This is a genomic window from Alcanivorax sp. (genome assembly GCF_040118815.1).
Lineage (GTDB): Bacteria > Pseudomonadota > Gammaproteobacteria > Pseudomonadales > Alcanivoracaceae > Alcanivorax.
The window spans coordinates 132,306-149,824 of sequence record NZ_JBEDTC010000011.1 but is presented as its reverse complement, the minus strand read 5'-3'; the positions used below and the strand labels follow the sequence as shown (position 1 = coordinate 149,824).

Genomic DNA, 17,519 nt, shown 5'->3' with positions numbered 1-17,519 from the left:
CTCAGTCTAAGTCAGCGCAGTAGCCCTGTCAGGAGGATTTACGCGGGTTCTGTCCACGATGTTGGCGGCCGCGTGCCCGGGCCAGCTCAATTTGTTTCTGCCGTTCCGCAAAGCGCTGCTTCTGTTCCGCTGAGGATTCGTCAAAACACTTCGGGCAGGACACACCGAGCTGGAACTGCGCAGTACTTTTGTCTTCTTCGCTAATAGGACGACGACAGGCATGGCATTGATCGAATTCACCAGGATTCAGGTCATGATCCACCGTTACCCGCTCATCGAAGACAAAACACTCGCCTTCCCACAGGGAGTTCTCTTGCGGCATTTCTTCCAGGTATTTGAGAATCCCGCCTTTGAGGTGATACACCTCATCAAAGCCCTGCTCTTTCAGATACGCCGTGGACTTCTCGCAACGAATGCCGCCGGTACAGAACATGGCGACCTTCTTGTGCTTGGCCGGGTCGAGCGTCTCTTTCACGTAGTCCGGGAATTCACGGAAGGTGCGCGTTTCCGGATTAATGGCTCCCTTGAAGGTGCCCACTTCCACTTCATAGTCATTACGGGTATCGATCAACACGGTATCGGGATCGGAAATCACCGCATTCCACTCTTGTGGCGACAGGTAGGTGCCCACGGTCCGGTTTGGGTCGATACCTTCCACGCCCATGGTGACAATCTCTTTCTTCAGCTTCACCTTGGTGCGCAGGAACGGGTGTTCGTCGTGAAAGGACTCCTTGTGCTCCAGTGCCGCCAGCCGCTCATCACTCTTGAGCCAATTGAGTACGGTATCGACCCCAACACGCGGACCCGAGATAGTCCCATTGATACCCTCATCCGCGAGCAGCAAGGTGCCACGCACATCGTTGGCATGCATCAGGTCCAGCAAGGGTTGCTGCAGTTGCTCGAAACCGTGTAGCCGAACGAACTTGTACAACGCCGCAACGACAATACTGTCCGGGGTTTCCACCCGATGCTGGGTACTCACTGTTTTTCTCCCACCGTTGTCTCGCTCTTGCTGAATTGCGGATCGTGTTTACTGCCGCCCAGGCAATCCGGCGACGCCAGTATCTCGCCACCCTTCGCTTGCCACTCCGCCGGGGTATGGGTGTGCAATGCCAGTGCATGCACCGGGCCGTCCAACTCGTCAGCCAGAATCTTGTACAGCATCTGGTGGCGACGTACCGGCATCATGCCGTCAAAGGCATCGCTCACCAGCACCAGCTTGAAGTGCGTTTCCGAGTTTGGCGGCACGCTATGCTTGTGGCTTTCATTTTCCAGCGCGAAATGTGCCACAGGCACCGCCTCGAAAACCTTGCGCTCGATCAATGTCGCTACACTCATGGTCCACCTCACAGATAAAACCCAGCTGGGCCGTTCCAGAAAACACCGCAATGGGGCGATTATACCAGCTGCAACACGGCGTAACGCCCCTCACGGGGGCGCGTATTCTACGGGGTTTACCGGTGCAGAGAAAATGCAGACAGTGGGCCTGTCATTAGACGGCGGGGATAATATCCTGCCAGAGCTGCTCACCGGCCTCATCCAGCAACAATGCCATCGGCTCGCCCGGGCCAAACTGGCGAACTTGCCGAGCGCCCTGCCAGCCATCCCAACCTGGCGCCTCCCCACGGGCGAAGGCGCCCCAGACATCCTGCACCTGCCGGGACAGCGCCCGCGCTTCATCGGTACCACCGGTGAAATACATGCCCGCCGGCGTATCGGTAACGCCAAACACAAAGGGCACATCCACCACATGGCACGCTCCCAGCGGAATGCCGAAAGGTTCGCTTTGCCAAGTGAATTGGAAGCCCCAGCAGTGTGCATTGTGCTGGCTCTGGGCATCCAGCAGCCGCACGGTCGGCACCCGGAACAGGCGATCCGACTCCATGGCCGACAGAAAATCCAGCCGGCTACGGCGGCTATCCGGCGCGACTATGGTTTGGTAATAATCCAGCGCCCGAGCGCCGTTGCCGGGCAGCGCCCGTTCAAAGCGCCGCAGGATTTCGTCGTCGTCAACCTGCTTCAGCGCATCCATACTCGTGGTGCCCGCGAGTACCCCGGCATATTGAAAGAAATGCCACTCATCCCGGCATACACCGGCCAACAGGCGTTTGTCCGCCGCCGCGCCAGCGGCAATGGCCTCGATTGGCAATTCCGGCAGCAAGTCACCATCGACCATAGGCAAAAAGTTCATACCGAACTGCGGCGTGGTGGTGCGCAGCCCCCGGTCAACCAGCACTTTGATGGCAGCGTTCTGCGCCTTAATCCAGCCTTTACTGTCGGCACTGACCAGCTTCTCTGCCGCACTACCGGTCCCTGGCAGCGCCTCCACAAAGGCATCGATAACCTTGCGAACCTGATCCGGGGCCAGCACAACATCAGCTGCACCAGACTGGGTGATCGCACCATGAAACAGATCTTTTGCCTGGGGGCAGGCCAGCAATGCACCAACACTGAATCCCCCGGCAGACTCACCGAAAATAGTGACCTTCCCGCGATCACCCGCAAACGCCTCAATGTTCTCCTGCACCCATTGCAGCGCGGCCAGCTGATCACGCATGCCCAGGTTGGTGTCCGCGCCCAGCTCCGGCGCCACCGCAGCGAAATCGGCAAAGCCCATGGCCCCCAGCCGGTAGGCAGCATTCACCACCACCACATTCTGGCTACGCGCCAGTTCCGCGCCATTGTAGAGAACCTGAGACACCGAGCCCGCCAGGTAGCCCCCGCCGTGGAACCACACCATCACCGGAAAAGGCCCCTCCCCGTCCGGCACCCAAATATTCAGGTACAGGCAATCTTCACTGGATTCCTGAATTCCCATCACCGGGCTTTTCATCTGCAGCGAGGGCAGCGGGTAATGATCCGCCATGTGTTCTGCTTCACTGTCAGGCAAGGGTTGAGGCGCCTTAAAGCGCAACTCCCCCAACGGCGCCCGCGCAAACGGCACACCGCGGTATTCGGTTACGCCTTTGTTGACCAGCCCTTGGTAACACCCCTGCCGAGTTACTGCCGTCATCTGTCCCTCTCCTCTTTTGCCCGCCTGACGCCGGCTTGAAAATTAATGTGCACCATCAAAAGTGAACGTCACGGCCGCCACATCGCCACGCATTCAGCACAAGCCATCCACCCTAGCAAAATACATACTAATGGGTAGGCCAATACACCTGTTTAATTGTTAGACAACATAAACAGTCTTGCCATATTAGTGACTTACACTTATCCACGCCCTCATCGAGGCACACCGAGGGCTTTGCAAGTCCATCGAATTTTCTAAGGAGGGAAGCCCCCATGAGCAAGACCACAACTATCGAGCAACGCTTGAACGAACGCTACGAGCAAGTGGCCACCGATGCCAAAGCAACTGTTGAAAAAATGAACAACGCCGTTCGTGGTGCTTATACTCGCCTGGAAAGCAACGGTAACGAGCTGTTCCAGAATCTGGTGAAAGCCGGCGAGAAGCGCCAGAAAGCCCAGAGCAAACCCCAGAAAAAAACCACTAAAGCCCAGCCTTCCCAGCTGGACGAAGTGCGCAGCAAAGTTGCCGCCGCACTGGGCCTGCCGACCCGCGACGAAGTCGAAGCACTGAACAAGAAGCTGACTTCGCTGACTCGCAAGGTCAACAAACTGGCCAAAGACGCCAAGTAAGCCCCAATTTGCCGGAGCGGCTCTGCCGCTCCCGGCACAATAATGCTACCCCTCCTTTTCCCTTTCTCGCTCAAACCGTCAGCCCAACCGGGCCATAAGTACGCCAACACGGTTAATAAACCAGCAATACACGCTTAACCCCACACCAAGTGTTGACTTGCCAGGCCGCGTCTCGTTATCTAGGTGGCTCTGTACCGGATAACAATAATTGCGAGCTCATGCCGTCCGCTAATTTATCTTCCTCCCTGAAACATAAAACCGTGGCGCCTTTCTGGCTGGAATACCTGCTGGATGCTGCCCTGCGCGCAGGCGTGGACCTGAGCTATACGCTGGTGGAATCCGGTATCCGCAATGAAGATCTGGAAGACCCGCAGTCCCGTATTTCCATGGGCATCGAAGATCAGCTCTTTAAACAGGCCATCACGGAAAGTGGCGATTCCCTGTTCGGGCTGCACATGGGCGAAGGTATTCGGCCCCGCTTCATGGGCGAACTGGGCTACGCCAGCATGTCCAGCGCCACCCTCGGTGATGCCATCGAGCTGATGATTCCGTTTATGAAAGTCACCACCGAGTACGCGCAACTGCGTTTCGAGTGGCGAGAAAGCGCAGACAAGAAAGCGTTGTGGCTCATTTGGGAAAGTGATCTGGAAGCATTGCCGACCTACCCGGCACGGGTGGACGCTAATTTTGCCGCCGCCATCGTCTACGGTCGCTGGTTAATTGGCCAGGCGCTGAACCCCCAACGGATTCTATTCAAGCATTCCCCGCAAGGGGACCCGGCAGAATACCAGCGTATTTTCCGCTGTGATGTCACCTTCGCCCAACCGGAAAACGCTATCGTCTTGCCCGGTCATTTACTGGATCTTCCCCTGCGCGATGCCGACCCGGAAGTCCACAAGGTGGCTCGCTCGCGCATGCAGCGCGCGGTGACCCAATACCACGCCCGCGACAATCTGCTGGAACAAGTACGCCTGGAAATTCAGAAACGCCTGCAACAGGGGGTCCCGCAACTCGAACCCATTGCCGATCAACTGGGGGTCAAACCCTGGACCCTGCGCCGACAACTACGGGCCGAAAACACCGATTTTTCCAGCCTGCTGGAAGATGAACGCCGCCGCCTGGCTTGTGACTGGCTACTGCACAGCGAGCGTTCCGTTAACCAGATCGCGCTGGATCTAGGCTACTCCGAACAAAGCGCCTTCAACCGCGCCTTCAAGCGCTGGTTTGATATTACCCCGGTGCAGTACCGTGACAGCCAAGGCAATCAGCCCTTCAACGATTGAGCTCCACGCCAATGGCGCTTGCATTGCCCCAGCGTCAGCCCCTGGGAAAAACCGTTGACCAGGCTGTCACCCAGCCGGCCCTGTAGCATCCGGGAGGAAACCGGGAGCAGTCCATAGAAAAGCCGCCCAAGCTGTGTGACTTGTTGCAGCTCTTCGCGCCACCCCGCCAATACGCGGGGATAGGACACATCCGGCCTTGCGCCCAGTACAGCTTGCGCGGCCAGTTGGCCGCTGATAACCGCCCCGTAGATCCCCTCGCCCAGCAACATTTCCGTGCAGCCCGCCGCATCGCCCGCAAACAGTACACGGCCATTGACCAGGCGCGTTTTTGGCAGCCAGGTTCCCAGCGGGTAGCCCGCCACGTGCTCAGCCGGGGTTCCCAAGCGGGCCTGACAATAACGCTGCAACGCAGCTCTCTCCGGAGCAGCCACGCCATGCTGCCAGACGTACAGCCCCACATTCACATGGTCGCCCTTGGGAAACAGCCAGCCGTAGCCTCCACGGACAACACCAAAATCCAGGGTCATGGGCGGGTAATCGCGTAGGTTTTTTCGCGGTACGCAGCCTTCGATGGCCATAGCGCCGGGCGGGTGCCTCTCCCCCAGCATTCGCGCCACAGCACTGTTGGCGCCATCTGCCGCGATCAGCCAAGGGGCAGAAAAGGATTCTCCCTCGCGGGTCTCAACACTGACACCATCGGCCTTCTGATGTATGACCCGCAGGCCTGCGGTGTCATGAAATACAGCGCCTTGTTGTTTTGCCTGGCCACGGCAGAAAGCATCCAGCTGCGTCCGCTCGGTCATGACACAGAACGGCGTGGCGGCCTTCAGGTGGCGAACCGGCGAAAGAGAATAACTCACCGCCAGCGAGGTGACGGCTTCACGAACCACCGGTTCGATGCTGAAGCGATAGCGTGCCACGGCTTTCTCTGTAACCCCGCCCGCACAAGGTTTTCCCCGTGAATGTGGGCGGGAAATCACCGCCACACGCAGTCCCGCAGCCGCCAAATCCCAGGCCGCTGCACACCCTGCCTGACCAGCGCCGACTACCAACACATCCCAGTTCGTCATATATCTCCCCCCGATTCCGTGCGATTAGGCGCCAGCTCCTTTATAATGCGCGCCGTCCGGGACCCTGACCGACGGACCTTGTTCAGCGGTCCTCTCGGTTTCAGCCATATAAGTTCTCCCGAATTAAAGCTAGGAGATTGTTCATGAAAGCACCCGTACGCGTAGCCGTCACCGGCGCCGCTGGCCAAATCAGCTATTCCCTGCTGTTCCGCATCGCTTCCGGCGATATGCTCGGCAAAGACCAGCCCGTTATTCTGCAGCTGCTCGAAATCACCCCTGCTCTGGAAGCCCTGAACGGGGTCATCATGGAGCTGGAAGATTGCGCATTCCCGCTGGTTGCCGGCATCGAAGGTACCGACGATGCCAACGTGGCCTTCAAAGACGCCGACTACGCGCTGCTGGTTGGTGCTCGTCCGCGTGGTCCGGGCATGGAGCGTAAAGACCTGCTGGAAGCTAACGCAGCTATCTTCTCCGCCCAGGGTAAAGCCATCAACGACAATGCCAGCAAAGGCATCAAAGTTCTCGTTGTCGGCAACCCGGCCAACACCAACGCCCTGATCGCCCAGCGCAACGCGCCGGACATCGATCCTCGTCAGTTTACTGCCATGACCCGCCTGGACCACAACCGTGCCATGGCACAGCTGGCCAACAAGCTGGGCAAAACTGTCAATGACGTGAAGAAAATGCTCATCTGGGGCAACCACTCTTCTACTCAGTACCCGGATCTGCACCACTGTGAAGTGGATGGCAAAGTCGCCATCGATCAGATTGAGCAGGACTGGTACGAAAATGACTACATCCCGACTGTTCAGCAGCGTGGTGCAGCCATCATTAAAGCCCGTGGCGCTTCCTCTGCCGCGTCAGCTGCCAACGCCGCCGTGGACCACATGCGTTCCTGGGCACTGGGTACCGACGAGGGTGACTGGGTTTCCATGGGCATCTACAGCGATGGCTCCTACGGCATCCAGGAAGGCCTGATCTACTCCTTCCCGTGTACTTGCAAAGACGGCGACTGGACTATCGTTCAGGGCTTGGACGTCAACGACTTCTCCCGTGGCAAGATGCAAGCCACCGAGAAAGAATTGGCTGAAGAACGTGACGCTGTTTCTCACCTGCTGCCGTAAGGTTCAGGTCGAGAATAAAAAAAGGGGCTCTTCGGAGCCCCTTTTTTTATGCCGCTACGCGGCTGCTACACGGTTTACGCAACAGGCAAAACGCGATCAATATTCGGAATAATCCATCTGCTGCATCTGAGCCTGTTGTGCATACTGCGCGTAGTTAGCCATGGTGATCGGGAACAGCACGCCGAAGTAGCCAACCATCAACAATAGAACAATCACAAACGCCGCTTTCACACCGCCGGAATTGCTGACTGGCGCTGCACCGTACTGGTTGCTGCCTTCGCTACCGCGCTTGAACAGCATCACCAAGCCGAGTACCAAGTTGGCAATCGGCACCAGCATCAGCAGGCTCAGCCAGCCGCTGGCATTAATATCGTTGAGACGACGCACCATATAGCCCCAGCTCATCACCATCACACCGATAAAGGCCACTGTGGCGATCAGGCCCATAATCATGGCACCAACGCCAATGGCACTATCACCGGCACCCATGATGCCCGGGATAATAATAGCAGCGGCGACACCCAGCACCAGATAGAAAAGTAGTGTCAGGCCGGCGGCGTACACGAAATAGCGCATACGACCGATACGCCCTGACAGAGACAAAAACTTGGGTTGATAGGCGTCCTGATTACCGGCAACGGCAACATCTGCATTGGGCGCTTGATACGGTTGGTTCATGGTGACTCCCCCTGGAGTTCAAGTTTAAAAAAACGTTCAAAAGTTATGTGCCGCGAGTCTTATAACGTGTGGCGTCGACCAAAGTCATCCATGGCACGCAGCAAATCCCGACGGCTGATCTGTCCGATCAGCTTTCCGCTGTCCAGCACCGGCAGCCGTCGGCGATGATCCGCGAGAAAAATTTCTGCCACATCGAGAATGGAATCTGAGCCTTCCACGGTCTGCAGATCCACACTCATATACTCTTTTACCGAACCGATTTCCGTGCCGTGGTAGCTTGCTTCCAGCGCCCCTTTCAGACAATCGGATTCGGAAAAGACCCCAACCACACGGCCTGTTTCATCCACCACAGGGCCACCGGAAATTTGATTTTCCAGCAATACGCGAATGGCTTCACTAACAGACATGTCGGGGGAAAAGGTGACCAGACGGCGGCTCATGTACTCCGCCACGAGCATGGACTTAAGCATAATGCTTCCCTGTGCGGTGGTAGCCGGCATCATGCCGGCCATTTGTGATTTTATTCTTTATAGCAGCATTCGTAACAACAATCGCTAACAGATGGACTTACACCAACGCCTTCGGCGCGGTGATAATGCCGTTGTTATCCGCATAGACAAATTCGCCAGGACGGAACGTTACACCACCGAAGGTGATGTCGATATTTAGCTGCCCTTCGTCGCGACGAACAGATTTAATTGGCACGCAGCCTTGCGTGACAACACCGATATCCAGTGCTGCCAACGCATCCACGTCGCGGCAGGCACCGTAAATGATCACCCCTTCCCAGCCGTTTTTCACCGCGTTTTCCGCGATCATGTCACCGATCAACGCATTACGCAGGCTGCCGCCGCCATCAACCACCAGCACCTTGCCTTTGCCATCGGTGCCCAAGTGCTCTTTGACACGACTGTTGTCTTCAAAACATTTTACCGTAACGATTTCACCGCCGAACGCAGAACGGCCACCGTAACTGAGCCAGTTAAGACCGGTTACCACGGAGACACTGTCCGCATTGTCATCACAAAGATCGCAAGTCACAAAGGTCATACTGACTCCTTCGGTTTCGTTTCAGGTTACGGCCAACACTCAGGCGGCCTTGGTCATTTTCTCGTGGAATTTACCGGCAAACACCAGAAAATCCCGGTAACGCAATCGGTACAACCCGGTATCCGGACCGATCAACGCCATACCGACCATGGCATCAGCCACCTTGCGGCTATCCACGGGCAGCCAGTGAGCATCGGTCCAGCGTGTTAGTGGCTCGACAATACGGTTGACGATGTTGCCCCAGTCTTCCGCGAGGCGCTTATCTTCTCGCTGACCGCGTAATAGCGAAGGCTGCAGGATAGCCAGCAACGGCAAATCCAGTCGGATTAGCGCACGTTCCATCTGCCCTTTGACCCGTGAATAAAAAAACGGAGAACGGGCATTGGCATTCACCGCGGAAACCACCAGAAAACGTTGCACGCCAGCACGGCGGGCCATGTTGCCCGCCAGTACCACCAAGTCGTGGTCTACATGACGAAAGGCTTGCCGGGATCCGGCTTTTTTCATGGTGGAGCCTAAACAGCAAAACACATCGTCAACCTGAAACTGGGGCTGGCATGCTTCGATATTATCGAAGTCCACCTGATGCACATCCAGCTTGGGGTGCTCCACGGATAAGGGCCGGCGAGTCAGAACACACACGCGCTCGTAATCATCACTGGCCAGCAGGTTATCCAGGCAATCGCGACCGACCAGCCCGGTTGCCCCCAGCAGCAAGGCTTTTCTTGTCATTGTTCGTCCTCGTCTTTGGCGGGCTGCTCTGGCAGCCAGCGCCGTAATACGGTTTCCAGCGCATCCAGATGCACCGGTTTGGCAAGAAAGTCATCCATACCGGCGGCCAGGCAACGGGCCTGAACCCCTTCCGCTGTATTGGCAGTCACCGCCACAACCGGCGTACGCAAATTGGCTTTATTCTGCTCCATTTCTCGCAAACGCCGGGTGACTTCAAACCCATCCATTTCCGGCATCATGCAGTCCATCAACACCAAATCGAACGGTTCCTGCTCCAGTAACGCCAGCGCGGTTTCGCCGTTACTGACGGTTTTCACCTGGAACCCAAGCTTGCTTAGCATGCCCCGGGTTACCAGCTGGTTAACCTCGTTGTCTTCCACCAGCATCAACCGGAAGCGTTTGCGTCGCTGACGCTCTTCCGGCGTCTGCAGCGGGGCATCCCCCACCGGTATTTGCCGTTGCAGGCCAACCAGCCGCGCCAGCCCTTGCCGCAATACGGTTCGGTGCGCAGGACGGACCAACACAACCAGATCATGCTTATCAATAAGCTGCTGCACCGCCGCGTGGCTGCGTTCTTCAATGGTCGCCAGCAGCACCAGGCGAACCGGACGTAGCGAGGGGTCTTCAAGCACATTTCGGCACAGGTTCAGTGCCAGCTCGGGGCGCGACCAGGTATCGACAAACAGCACATCAAAATCGCTTTGCTCGCGATGTCCTGCGCGAAGGGCCTGCAAGGCGTGATCGTAGCCCATGGCGGAAGACGCCTGACAGTCCAGCGCCTCCAGTTCTTCCTGGATGCTGGCGACGGTGCCAGAAGCGGCCCCCACAACCACGGCCTGGGCGCCATCCAGCGCCCGGATCAAGCTCTGGGCTTCGCGCATGTCCGGCTGCATTTGAACCGGCACGGTAAACCAGAAGGTGGACCCCTCACCCGGCACACTTTCCGCCCCGAGTGCACCGCCCATGGCATCAATCAGGCCTTTACAGACCAGCAGGCCAAAACCGGTATGGTGGCTGCTGTAGACATCCTGGCTATCTTCGATAAAACGGTCCTGAAACAGGTGGCGCAAGGTTTCCGGGTCCATGCCGGCCCCCTGATCACTGACCCGTACCCGCAACACACCGCCACTTTCCCCTTCCACCGTGAAGTCCACATCGAGACGAATTTCACCGCATTCACTGAATTTGATGGCATTGCTGAACAGGTTATTAAGCACCTGCATCAGCCGTTCACGATCACCGCGGATGCGCTTTGGCAGCATGCGGTCAATCACACAGGTGAGTTCCAGCCCCGTGGATTGAGCCATAGGGCCAAAGGCTTCCAGCGATTGCTCGATCGCGGCCCGGAAATCGAAAAAATCCGAATTGAGGGTAATGCGTCGGGAAAGAATGCGGGAATAATCCAGCACGTCATCAATCAATGACAGCAACAGCTTGCCGCTCTGCCCCGCCACCTGCAGGTAATCTTTCTGTTCATCATTGAGCCGCGTGTCTTCCAGCAACGACATCATGCCCATCAGGGAATTCATCGGCGTGCGCAGTTCATGGGCCAGCCGATACACCAGGCTGAGCTGCACTTCGGTACTGCTGCGCACCGGCTGCTTGCGATCCTGCGGGCCTCGACGTTCACGGGTCATGGCATGCCAGAACGTTTCATATTGGCCACGATAAAGCCGGAACAGATAAAACGCATAAGCGCCTATCAGTGCCGCCAGCACCCAGTCGTGCAGGGTTCCTGTGAATAATAAAACCGCCAACGTCGGCAGGAACATCAGCACAATATACGCTTGGCGAACCCGCAGCCCGGCCATCCAAGAACTGCCCAGTGCCGTGGTCACGCCCACGTTATAAAGGATGACAACAAAGAAGTTGAAGCCGGTGCCCAGCCGCCATATCAACCAGGCAGGCAGCAGGCCCCACAGCAATGCATGTAGCGCCAGACCCAATCCGAACAGACGTCGCCAGCGAGCCGGGCCGGCCCCATAGAGGGCATCAAAGCGCGCCACCAGCCACAGCCGGTAAGCAGTGACCACCAGGACGGCACCACCACCTACCAGCGCTTCCAATTCGAAGCTCTGGTAGACCTGGCCCCAGGCAAAGACAAGCGCATAAACCAGAAGGGCCGCCAGGACTCCCATCAAGGAGTTCTTGGCGGCCCCGTAATCTACGCGTTTAAGAACCTTTCGATCTTTCTTGTATGGCACTGTGTTTTGTTCCGCGGAAACTGGAAAAACCGGTTTCGCGCTACGTTAACACCGCCTCATCAGACTGGCTAGAGCCTATTACGCGCTGCCTCCAGTCCGCTTGCGGCGGTCCAGTGCAACCAGTAACGGCACAAAAAAGAAGAAATCCACAATCAGTGCCATGGCAATGGTGATCGCAGACAACTGACCCATGCTGGAATTGGGGTAAAAATGGCTGGTCCCGATCACGGCAAAGTTCGCCACCAGCACCACCGATGTGGCCACCAGGGCGACGCCAACGGTACGGAATGCGTACTCCACCGCCTGCTCGGTTTTGAGCCCCAATTCACGTTTGGCGCGCACGTATTTGCTCAGGAAGTGCACCGTGTCGTCCACCACGATACCCAGCGTCATGCAGGCCACCACTGAGACCGCCAACCCGATTTCCCCATTCACCAGCCCCCACAGACCAAACGCCATGGCCGCCGGAAGCAAATTCGGTAACAACGACAGGATGCCATAACGCACCGAGCGCAACGCGATAACCAGCAGCACCGACACGCTGACCAGCGCAATCAAAGCGCCGGCGAGCATGCTCTGAATATTGCGCATGGTCACCCGGCCAAACAGAATATCCATGCCTGTGCCTTTGGTTTGCATGGTTTGCGGCCAGTTGTCCTGCATCCAGGCTTCGACTCGATCATTGAATTCCAGCACCGGGTGCGAGCCAATATTCTCCAGCATCACAATCACCCGGGCCTGCTCCTTGTCGATGTCCAACTGGTCCTCCAGACCCAGCCCCTGGGGCAGCGACAGCTCATACAGCAAGGTGTATTGGGAGATCAGCTCGCGGGATTCAGGAATGCGATACCAGTCCGCATCACCGCCATGCATGTCCCGGTTGAGTCGCTTGATCACATCCGTATAGGCCGTGGCGTACACCACCTCATCCTGCTGCTCCAGCCACACTGTCAAATCATCAATATGCTGCAGATAGGCCGGCTCCATGGCACCGCCAGACTCCCCGGAATGCACGGCGTAGTCGATACGGTGCATGCCGGTGAGATTGTTCATGGCGAAGTCATTGACCTGCCGTACCTCGAAAGTCTCATCAAAATATTCGTTAAACACATCGTTGATGCGATTCAGACCGATACAGGCAGTCAGCACCACGACCACCACCGACATACCCAGCAGCCAAGGTTTGAAGTGACGGCTCAGGTGCCCGGCCAAAGCCCCCATAAGGGGCGCAAAATCCCGCTGCTTGCCCGGCTCGATCCGGTGTGGCAACAACATCACCAGCGCCGGCAACAGAATCACCGAGAACACAAATGCCAGCAGCACCCCGATCAGCACCACATTGCCCAGCGCTCGAAATGGCTGCGATTCGGAGAAATTGAGAATGGCAAAGCCAATGGCCGTGGTGAAGCTGGTCAGCCAGACTGGCTGCATATTGATACGCAGGCTTTCCAGCATGGCAGCCGCCCGGGCCTTGCCTTCCAGGCATTCATGGCGGTAACTGGCGAGAATGTGTACGGAGTCCGCCACGGCCAGGGTCAGGATCATGGCCGGGGCCATGCCCACGATGGGCGAAAATTCGATACCCAGCCACATGGCAACACCCATGGCAGAGGCGATGGAGAAACCAATCACCATCACCGTGACCACCACAAACATGCCACTGCGCAGGATCAGCCACAGGCACAACAGCATCACCACAAAGGCCAGCGGCAAGGTGGTCGCCATGGATTGCTCGGTGGCATCCGCCGATGCCTGGGAGAACACCACGGTGCCCGTCACCATGAACTCGATGTCCGGATAGCGCTCGCGATAGGTCTGTGCCATGTCGCGGGCGGCCTGGGTAATCACCGGCGCTTCGGTATTGCCCTCATCCATGGTCACCGTGGCCACAATACCGGCCACATGCCCTCGGTCAGACACCAGCCGGCCCACCAGCGCGGGCTCTTTCAAGGCGATGTCACGGGCCCGGGCAATCGCGTCCGGGGCCATCTCGGTGGCATCCTCCACCAGCGGTGCCACATACAGCTCGTCACCTTCGACTTCGGTATGCTGAAAATTGGTTAGCGAATCCACCCGGGTGGAGTATGGCAAGGTCCAGGCATCATCAGTCAGGGACTCGATGGCATCCAGAGTCTGCGGTTCGAATACTTCACCGCTTTTGGGATTAACCACAAACAGCACCACCTCATTGGCGGTAAAGCTATCTTCCAGCGCTACAAACCGTTTGAAGTCCGGGTTTTCTTCAGTGAAAAAAATACGCGGATCGTTGTTGTTGCGGAAACTCTGCAACCCGGCGGCCATGGCGGCACACAACGCGATACAAATCAGCAGTACCCACACCGGATGAGCAATCACCCAGCGACTCCATGTCTCTTTCATTGTTATTCCCACCGTCCCCTTACATTGAGCCCGGAGTCTAGGCACCGGTAAACACGGTGTCACGCACCAAAAAGGCCAAAACGCATACTTTACGTTAACGTAAACTTCCCCTAGGATTTCGCCATGAGTAAAAAACAGACCTACAGCATCGGCGAGCTGGCCCGGGAATTTGACGTGACCACCCGTACGATTCGCTTTTATGAAGACCAGAACTTGGTTAACCCGGCTCGCCGGGGTCAGACCCGTGTCTACTCCCCGGCGGACCGGGTCACCCTCAAGCTGATTCTGCGCGGTAAACGGCTGGGTTTTTCCCTGGCCGAATCCCGCGAGCTGATCCAGATGTACCAACCCAGTGGCGACAACCGCAATCAGCTACTCGCCCTGCAGGACAAAATTCAGCAACGCCGAGACCAGTTGAACCAGCAACTCAGAGATATACAGGCCCTGCACCAGGAGCTGGACGACGCCGACCAGCGCTGCGAACACGCCCTCACCGCTTTGGAGAACCCCGACCATGTTTGACAGCACCTTCAATTTTGGCCTGGACGAAACCCTGGTCGCCCTGCGTGACAGCGTGCGCCATTTCGCCCAGAAGGAAATCGCCCCGATCGCCGCAGAAGTCGACAGTAGCAACCAGTTCCCCCTGGACATGTGGAAGAAGCTCGGTGATTTAGGCGTGCTCGGGGTCACCGTCAGTGAAGAGTATGGCGGCGCCAACATGGGCTACCTGGCCCATACCCTGGTGATGGAAGAGATCTCCCGCGCCTCCGCTTCAATCGGCCTGTCCTACGGCGCCCACGCCAACCTGTGCGTCAACCAGATCTACCTAAACGGCAACGATGCCCAACGCGAGAAATACCTGCCCAAGCTGGTCAGCGGCGACCATATCGGCGCCCTGGCCATGAGCGAACCCGGTGCCGGTTCCGATGTGGTCAGCATGGGGCTACGGGCCGATAAGCAAGGCGACCACTATGTGCTGAACGGCAACAAAATGTGGATTACCAACGGCCCGGATGCCCACACCTATGTGATCTACGCCAAAACCGACACCAGCGCCGGTCCGCGCGGCATTACCGCCTTTATCGTGGAACGCGGCTTTGCCGGTTTTTCACAAGCCCAGAAACTCGACAAACTCGGCATGCGCGGCTCCAACACCTGTGAGCTGGTATTCGAAGACTGCCACGTGCCAGAAGAAAACGTACTTGGCACGGTTGGCGAAGGCGTCAAGGTATTGATGAGTGGCCTGGACTACGAGCGCACCGTGCTGTCCGGCGGTGCCACCGGCATCATGCAGGCCTGCATGGATGTGGTCGTTCCCTACGTCCATGAACGCAAACAGTTCGGCAAGGCCATCGGTGAGTTCCAGCTTATGCAAGGCAAAATCGCCGATATGTATGTAATGCTCAACGCCAGCCGCAGCTACCTCTACAACGTAGCCAAAGCCTGCGATCGCGGCGAGACCAACCGCAAGGACGCCGCCGGGGTGATCCTCTACTGCGCCGAGAACGCCACCAAAATGGCACTGGAAGCGATCCAGACCCTGGGCGGCAACGGCTACATCAACGAGTACCCCGCCGGCCGCCTGCTGCGCGACGCCAAGCTCTACGAAATCGGCGCCGGGACCAGCGAAATCCGCCGCATGCTCATCGGTCGCGAGTTGTTTAACGAGACGGCCTGATGCCCAACGCCGGACAAACACTACGGCGTCAGGCGCTTTGCGTCTGGCGTCCAGCGAGATAACCCATGCCCAAGATCAATAGCCAGATCAATCCCAACAGCCCGGACTTCCAGGCCAATCGGGAACACAACCTGCTGCTGCGTCAGCAATTGCAGGACAAGCTCGACCACATTGCCCATGGCGGTGGCGAAGCGGCGGAACAGCGCCTGCGAGAGCGTGGCAAATTACCGGTGCGCGAACGCATCAATCTGCTGCTGGACCCCGGCTCCCCGTTTCTGGAAATCTCCGCCCTGGCCGCCGAAGGCGTCTACGGCGAAGACGTGCCCGCCGCCGGTTGTGTCGGCGGCATCGGCCAGGTGCAAGGCGTGGAATGCATGATCGTCGCCAACGATCCCACTGTAAAAGGCGGCAGCTACTACCCGCTTACCGTGAAGAAACACCTACGCGCCCAGGCTATTGCCGCGGAAAACCGCTTGCCCTGTATTTACCTGGTGGATTCCGGCGGCGCCAATCTGCCCCGCCAGGACGAGGTATTCCCGGACCGCGAACACTTCGGGCGCATTTTTTTCAACATGGCCAACATGTCCGCCCGTGGCATTCCGCAGATCAGTGTAGTGCTCGGTTCCTGCACTGCCGGCGGCGCCTATGTGCCCGCCATGGCAGACGAAGTGATCATGGTGAAGGAACAGGCCACTATCTTCCTGGCCGGCCCCCCGTTGGTGAAAGCGGCCACCGGTGAAGTGGTTACCGCTGAAGATCTGGGCGGTGCCAACCTGCATTGCGAACAATCCGGTGTGGCGGATCACCTGGCCGACGACGAACCCCATGCCTTCGAGTTAGCGCGCCAGTGCATCGCCCACCTGAACTGGCACAAACCGGATCAAGTAAAACGCCTGCCCGTTCAAGCACCCGCCTACGATCCACAAGAGCTTTACGGTGTGATCCCCACCACCACTCGCCAGCCCATGCCCGCCCGCGAGTTGATTGCACGCATGGTGGATGGCTCAGAACTGGACGAATTCAAATCCCGTTACGGCACCACCCTAGTGTGCGGCTTTGCCCGTATCCACGGTTACCCGGTGGGCATTCTCGCCAACGACGGCGTACTGTACTCGGAATCTGCCCAGAAAGGCGCGCACTTCATCGAGCTGTGCAACCAACGCAAGATTCCCCTGCTGTTCCTGCAGAACATCACCGGTTTCATGGTCGGCCAGAAATACGAAGCCGAAGGCATTGCCAAGCATGGCGCCAAGATGGTCAACGCGGTGGCCTGTGCCACCGTGCCCAAGTTTACCGTGATTACCGGCGGCAGCTTTGGCGCGGGTAACTACGGCATGTGCGGCCGCGCCTACGACCCACGCTTCATGTTCATGTGGCCCAACGCCCGCATCTCAGTAATGGGTGGCGAACAGGCCGCCAGCGTACTTACCCAGGTGAAACAGGCCTCACTGAAGAAAAAGGGCCAGGCGTGGAGTGATGAAGAGGCCGGGAAATTTCAGGCTGACATGACCGAACGCTATGAAGAAATGGCTCAACCCTGGTATGCCAGCGCCCGCCTGTGGGACGACGGCGTTATCGATCCCACCGATACCCGCGATGTGCTTGGCCTGGCCATTTCCGCCAGCCTTAATGCGCCGATCGAAGAAACACGCTACGGCGTGTTCCGGATGTGATTGAGA

General features: G+C 57.8%; 16 protein-coding genes. 6 read left to right on the top strand and 10 right to left on the bottom strand.

The features are described from left to right. Positions 1 to 28 precede the first annotated feature (28 nt). The 3 genes from trhO to ABNH18_RS08025 all read right to left on the bottom strand — a co-directional run bounded on the left by trhO (position 29) and on the right by ABNH18_RS08025 (position 3,013). Positions 29 to 982 (bottom strand): oxygen-dependent tRNA uridine(34) hydroxylase TrhO, encoded by a 954-nt coding sequence (trhO, locus tag ABNH18_RS08035; protein ID WP_349382321.1) that lies wholly within the window; start codon positions 980 to 982, stop codon positions 29 to 31. After that, the gene (locus ABNH18_RS08030; RefSeq protein WP_349382320.1) at positions 979 to 1,338 is read right to left on the bottom strand and encodes a BolA family protein; all 360 of its coding nucleotides are present in this window, start codon (positions 1,336 to 1,338) and stop codon (positions 979 to 981) included. The genes trhO and ABNH18_RS08030 overlap by 4 nt, the downstream gene beginning before the upstream one ends. Positions 1,339 to 1,492: 154 nt before the next feature. After that, a complete protein-coding gene (locus ABNH18_RS08025; RefSeq protein WP_349382319.1) occupies positions 1,493 to 3,013 on the bottom strand; it encodes a carboxylesterase/lipase family protein in 1,521 nt (506 codons plus the stop codon). Between the two features lie 272 nt (positions 3,014 to 3,285). On the opposite strand from ABNH18_RS08025, the gene ABNH18_RS08020 reads away from it, so the two are divergent. After that, positions 3,286 to 3,642: a poly(hydroxyalkanoate) granule-associated protein gene (locus ABNH18_RS08020; protein WP_349382318.1), complete on the top strand. Its 357-nt coding sequence runs from the start codon at positions 3,286 to 3,288 to the stop codon at positions 3,640 to 3,642. Between the two features lie 218 nt (positions 3,643 to 3,860). Then, positions 3,861 to 4,925 carry an AraC family transcriptional regulator gene (locus ABNH18_RS08015; protein ID WP_349382317.1) on the top strand — a complete coding sequence of 355 codons (1,065 nt, stop codon included), beginning with the start codon at positions 3,861 to 3,863 and terminating at the stop codon, positions 4,923 to 4,925. Here the strand turns inward: ABNH18_RS08015 and ABNH18_RS08010 are convergent. After that, positions 4,907 to 5,995 (bottom strand): geranylgeranyl reductase family protein, encoded by a 1,089-nt coding sequence (locus ABNH18_RS08010; protein ID WP_349382316.1) that lies wholly within the window; start codon positions 5,993 to 5,995, stop codon positions 4,907 to 4,909. The genes ABNH18_RS08015 and ABNH18_RS08010 overlap by 19 nt on opposite strands. Before the next feature lie 143 nt (positions 5,996 to 6,138). Between ABNH18_RS08010 and ABNH18_RS08005 the strand changes: the two genes are divergently transcribed. Then, the gene (locus tag ABNH18_RS08005; protein ID WP_349382315.1) at positions 6,139 to 7,119 is read left to right on the top strand and encodes a malate dehydrogenase; all 981 of its coding nucleotides are present in this window, start codon (positions 6,139 to 6,141) and stop codon (positions 7,117 to 7,119) included. Positions 7,120 to 7,215: 96 nt separating this feature from the next. On the opposite strand, the gene ABNH18_RS08000 is transcribed toward ABNH18_RS08005, so the two are convergent. The 6 genes from ABNH18_RS08000 to ABNH18_RS07975 form a co-directional block, all read right to left on the bottom strand. Next, a complete protein-coding gene (locus ABNH18_RS08000; protein WP_349382314.1) occupies positions 7,216 to 7,797 on the bottom strand; it encodes a DUF805 domain-containing protein in 582 nt (193 codons plus the stop codon). A 59-nt stretch (positions 7,798 to 7,856) separates the two neighbouring features. Next, entirely contained in the window at positions 7,857 to 8,267 is a 411-nt protein-coding gene (locus ABNH18_RS07995) for a CBS domain-containing protein (RefSeq protein WP_349382313.1), read from the bottom strand. Between the two features lie 97 nt (positions 8,268 to 8,364). Further along, positions 8,365 to 8,847 (bottom strand): ribonuclease E activity regulator RraA, encoded by a 483-nt coding sequence (gene rraA, locus ABNH18_RS07990; protein ID WP_349382312.1) that lies wholly within the window; start codon positions 8,845 to 8,847, stop codon positions 8,365 to 8,367. A 39-nt stretch (positions 8,848 to 8,886) separates the two neighbouring features. Beyond that, positions 8,887 to 9,579, bottom strand: a complete 693-nt coding sequence (locus tag ABNH18_RS07985; RefSeq protein ID WP_349382311.1) for an NAD(P)H-binding protein — start codon at positions 9,577 to 9,579, stop codon at positions 8,887 to 8,889. After that, positions 9,576 to 11,717 (bottom strand): response regulator, encoded by a 2,142-nt coding sequence (locus tag ABNH18_RS07980; RefSeq protein ID WP_349382310.1) that lies wholly within the window; start codon positions 11,715 to 11,717, stop codon positions 9,576 to 9,578. The genes ABNH18_RS07985 and ABNH18_RS07980 overlap by 4 nt, the downstream gene beginning before the upstream one ends. 144 nt (positions 11,718 to 11,861) lie before the next feature. Then, positions 11,862 to 14,162 (bottom strand): efflux RND transporter permease subunit, encoded by a 2,301-nt coding sequence (locus ABNH18_RS07975; protein ID WP_349382309.1) that lies wholly within the window; start codon positions 14,160 to 14,162, stop codon positions 11,862 to 11,864. A gap of 123 nt (positions 14,163 to 14,285) precedes the next feature. Between ABNH18_RS07975 and ABNH18_RS07970 the strand changes: the two genes are divergently transcribed. From ABNH18_RS07970 to ABNH18_RS07960, 3 genes are all read left to right on the top strand, one after another. After that, complete coding sequence (locus ABNH18_RS07970; RefSeq protein ID WP_349382308.1) at positions 14,286 to 14,684, top strand: MerR family transcriptional regulator; 399 nt, start codon at positions 14,286 to 14,288, stop codon at positions 14,682 to 14,684. After that, the gene (locus ABNH18_RS07965; protein ID WP_349382307.1) at positions 14,677 to 15,840 is read left to right on the top strand and encodes an isovaleryl-CoA dehydrogenase; all 1,164 of its coding nucleotides are present in this window, start codon (positions 14,677 to 14,679) and stop codon (positions 15,838 to 15,840) included. Before ABNH18_RS07970 ends, ABNH18_RS07965 begins: the two co-directional genes overlap by 8 nt. 65 nt (positions 15,841 to 15,905) lie before the next feature. Further along, entirely contained in the window at positions 15,906 to 17,513 is a 1,608-nt protein-coding gene (locus ABNH18_RS07960; protein ID WP_349382306.1) for a carboxyl transferase domain-containing protein, read from the top strand. Positions 17,514 to 17,519 lie beyond the last annotated feature (6 nt).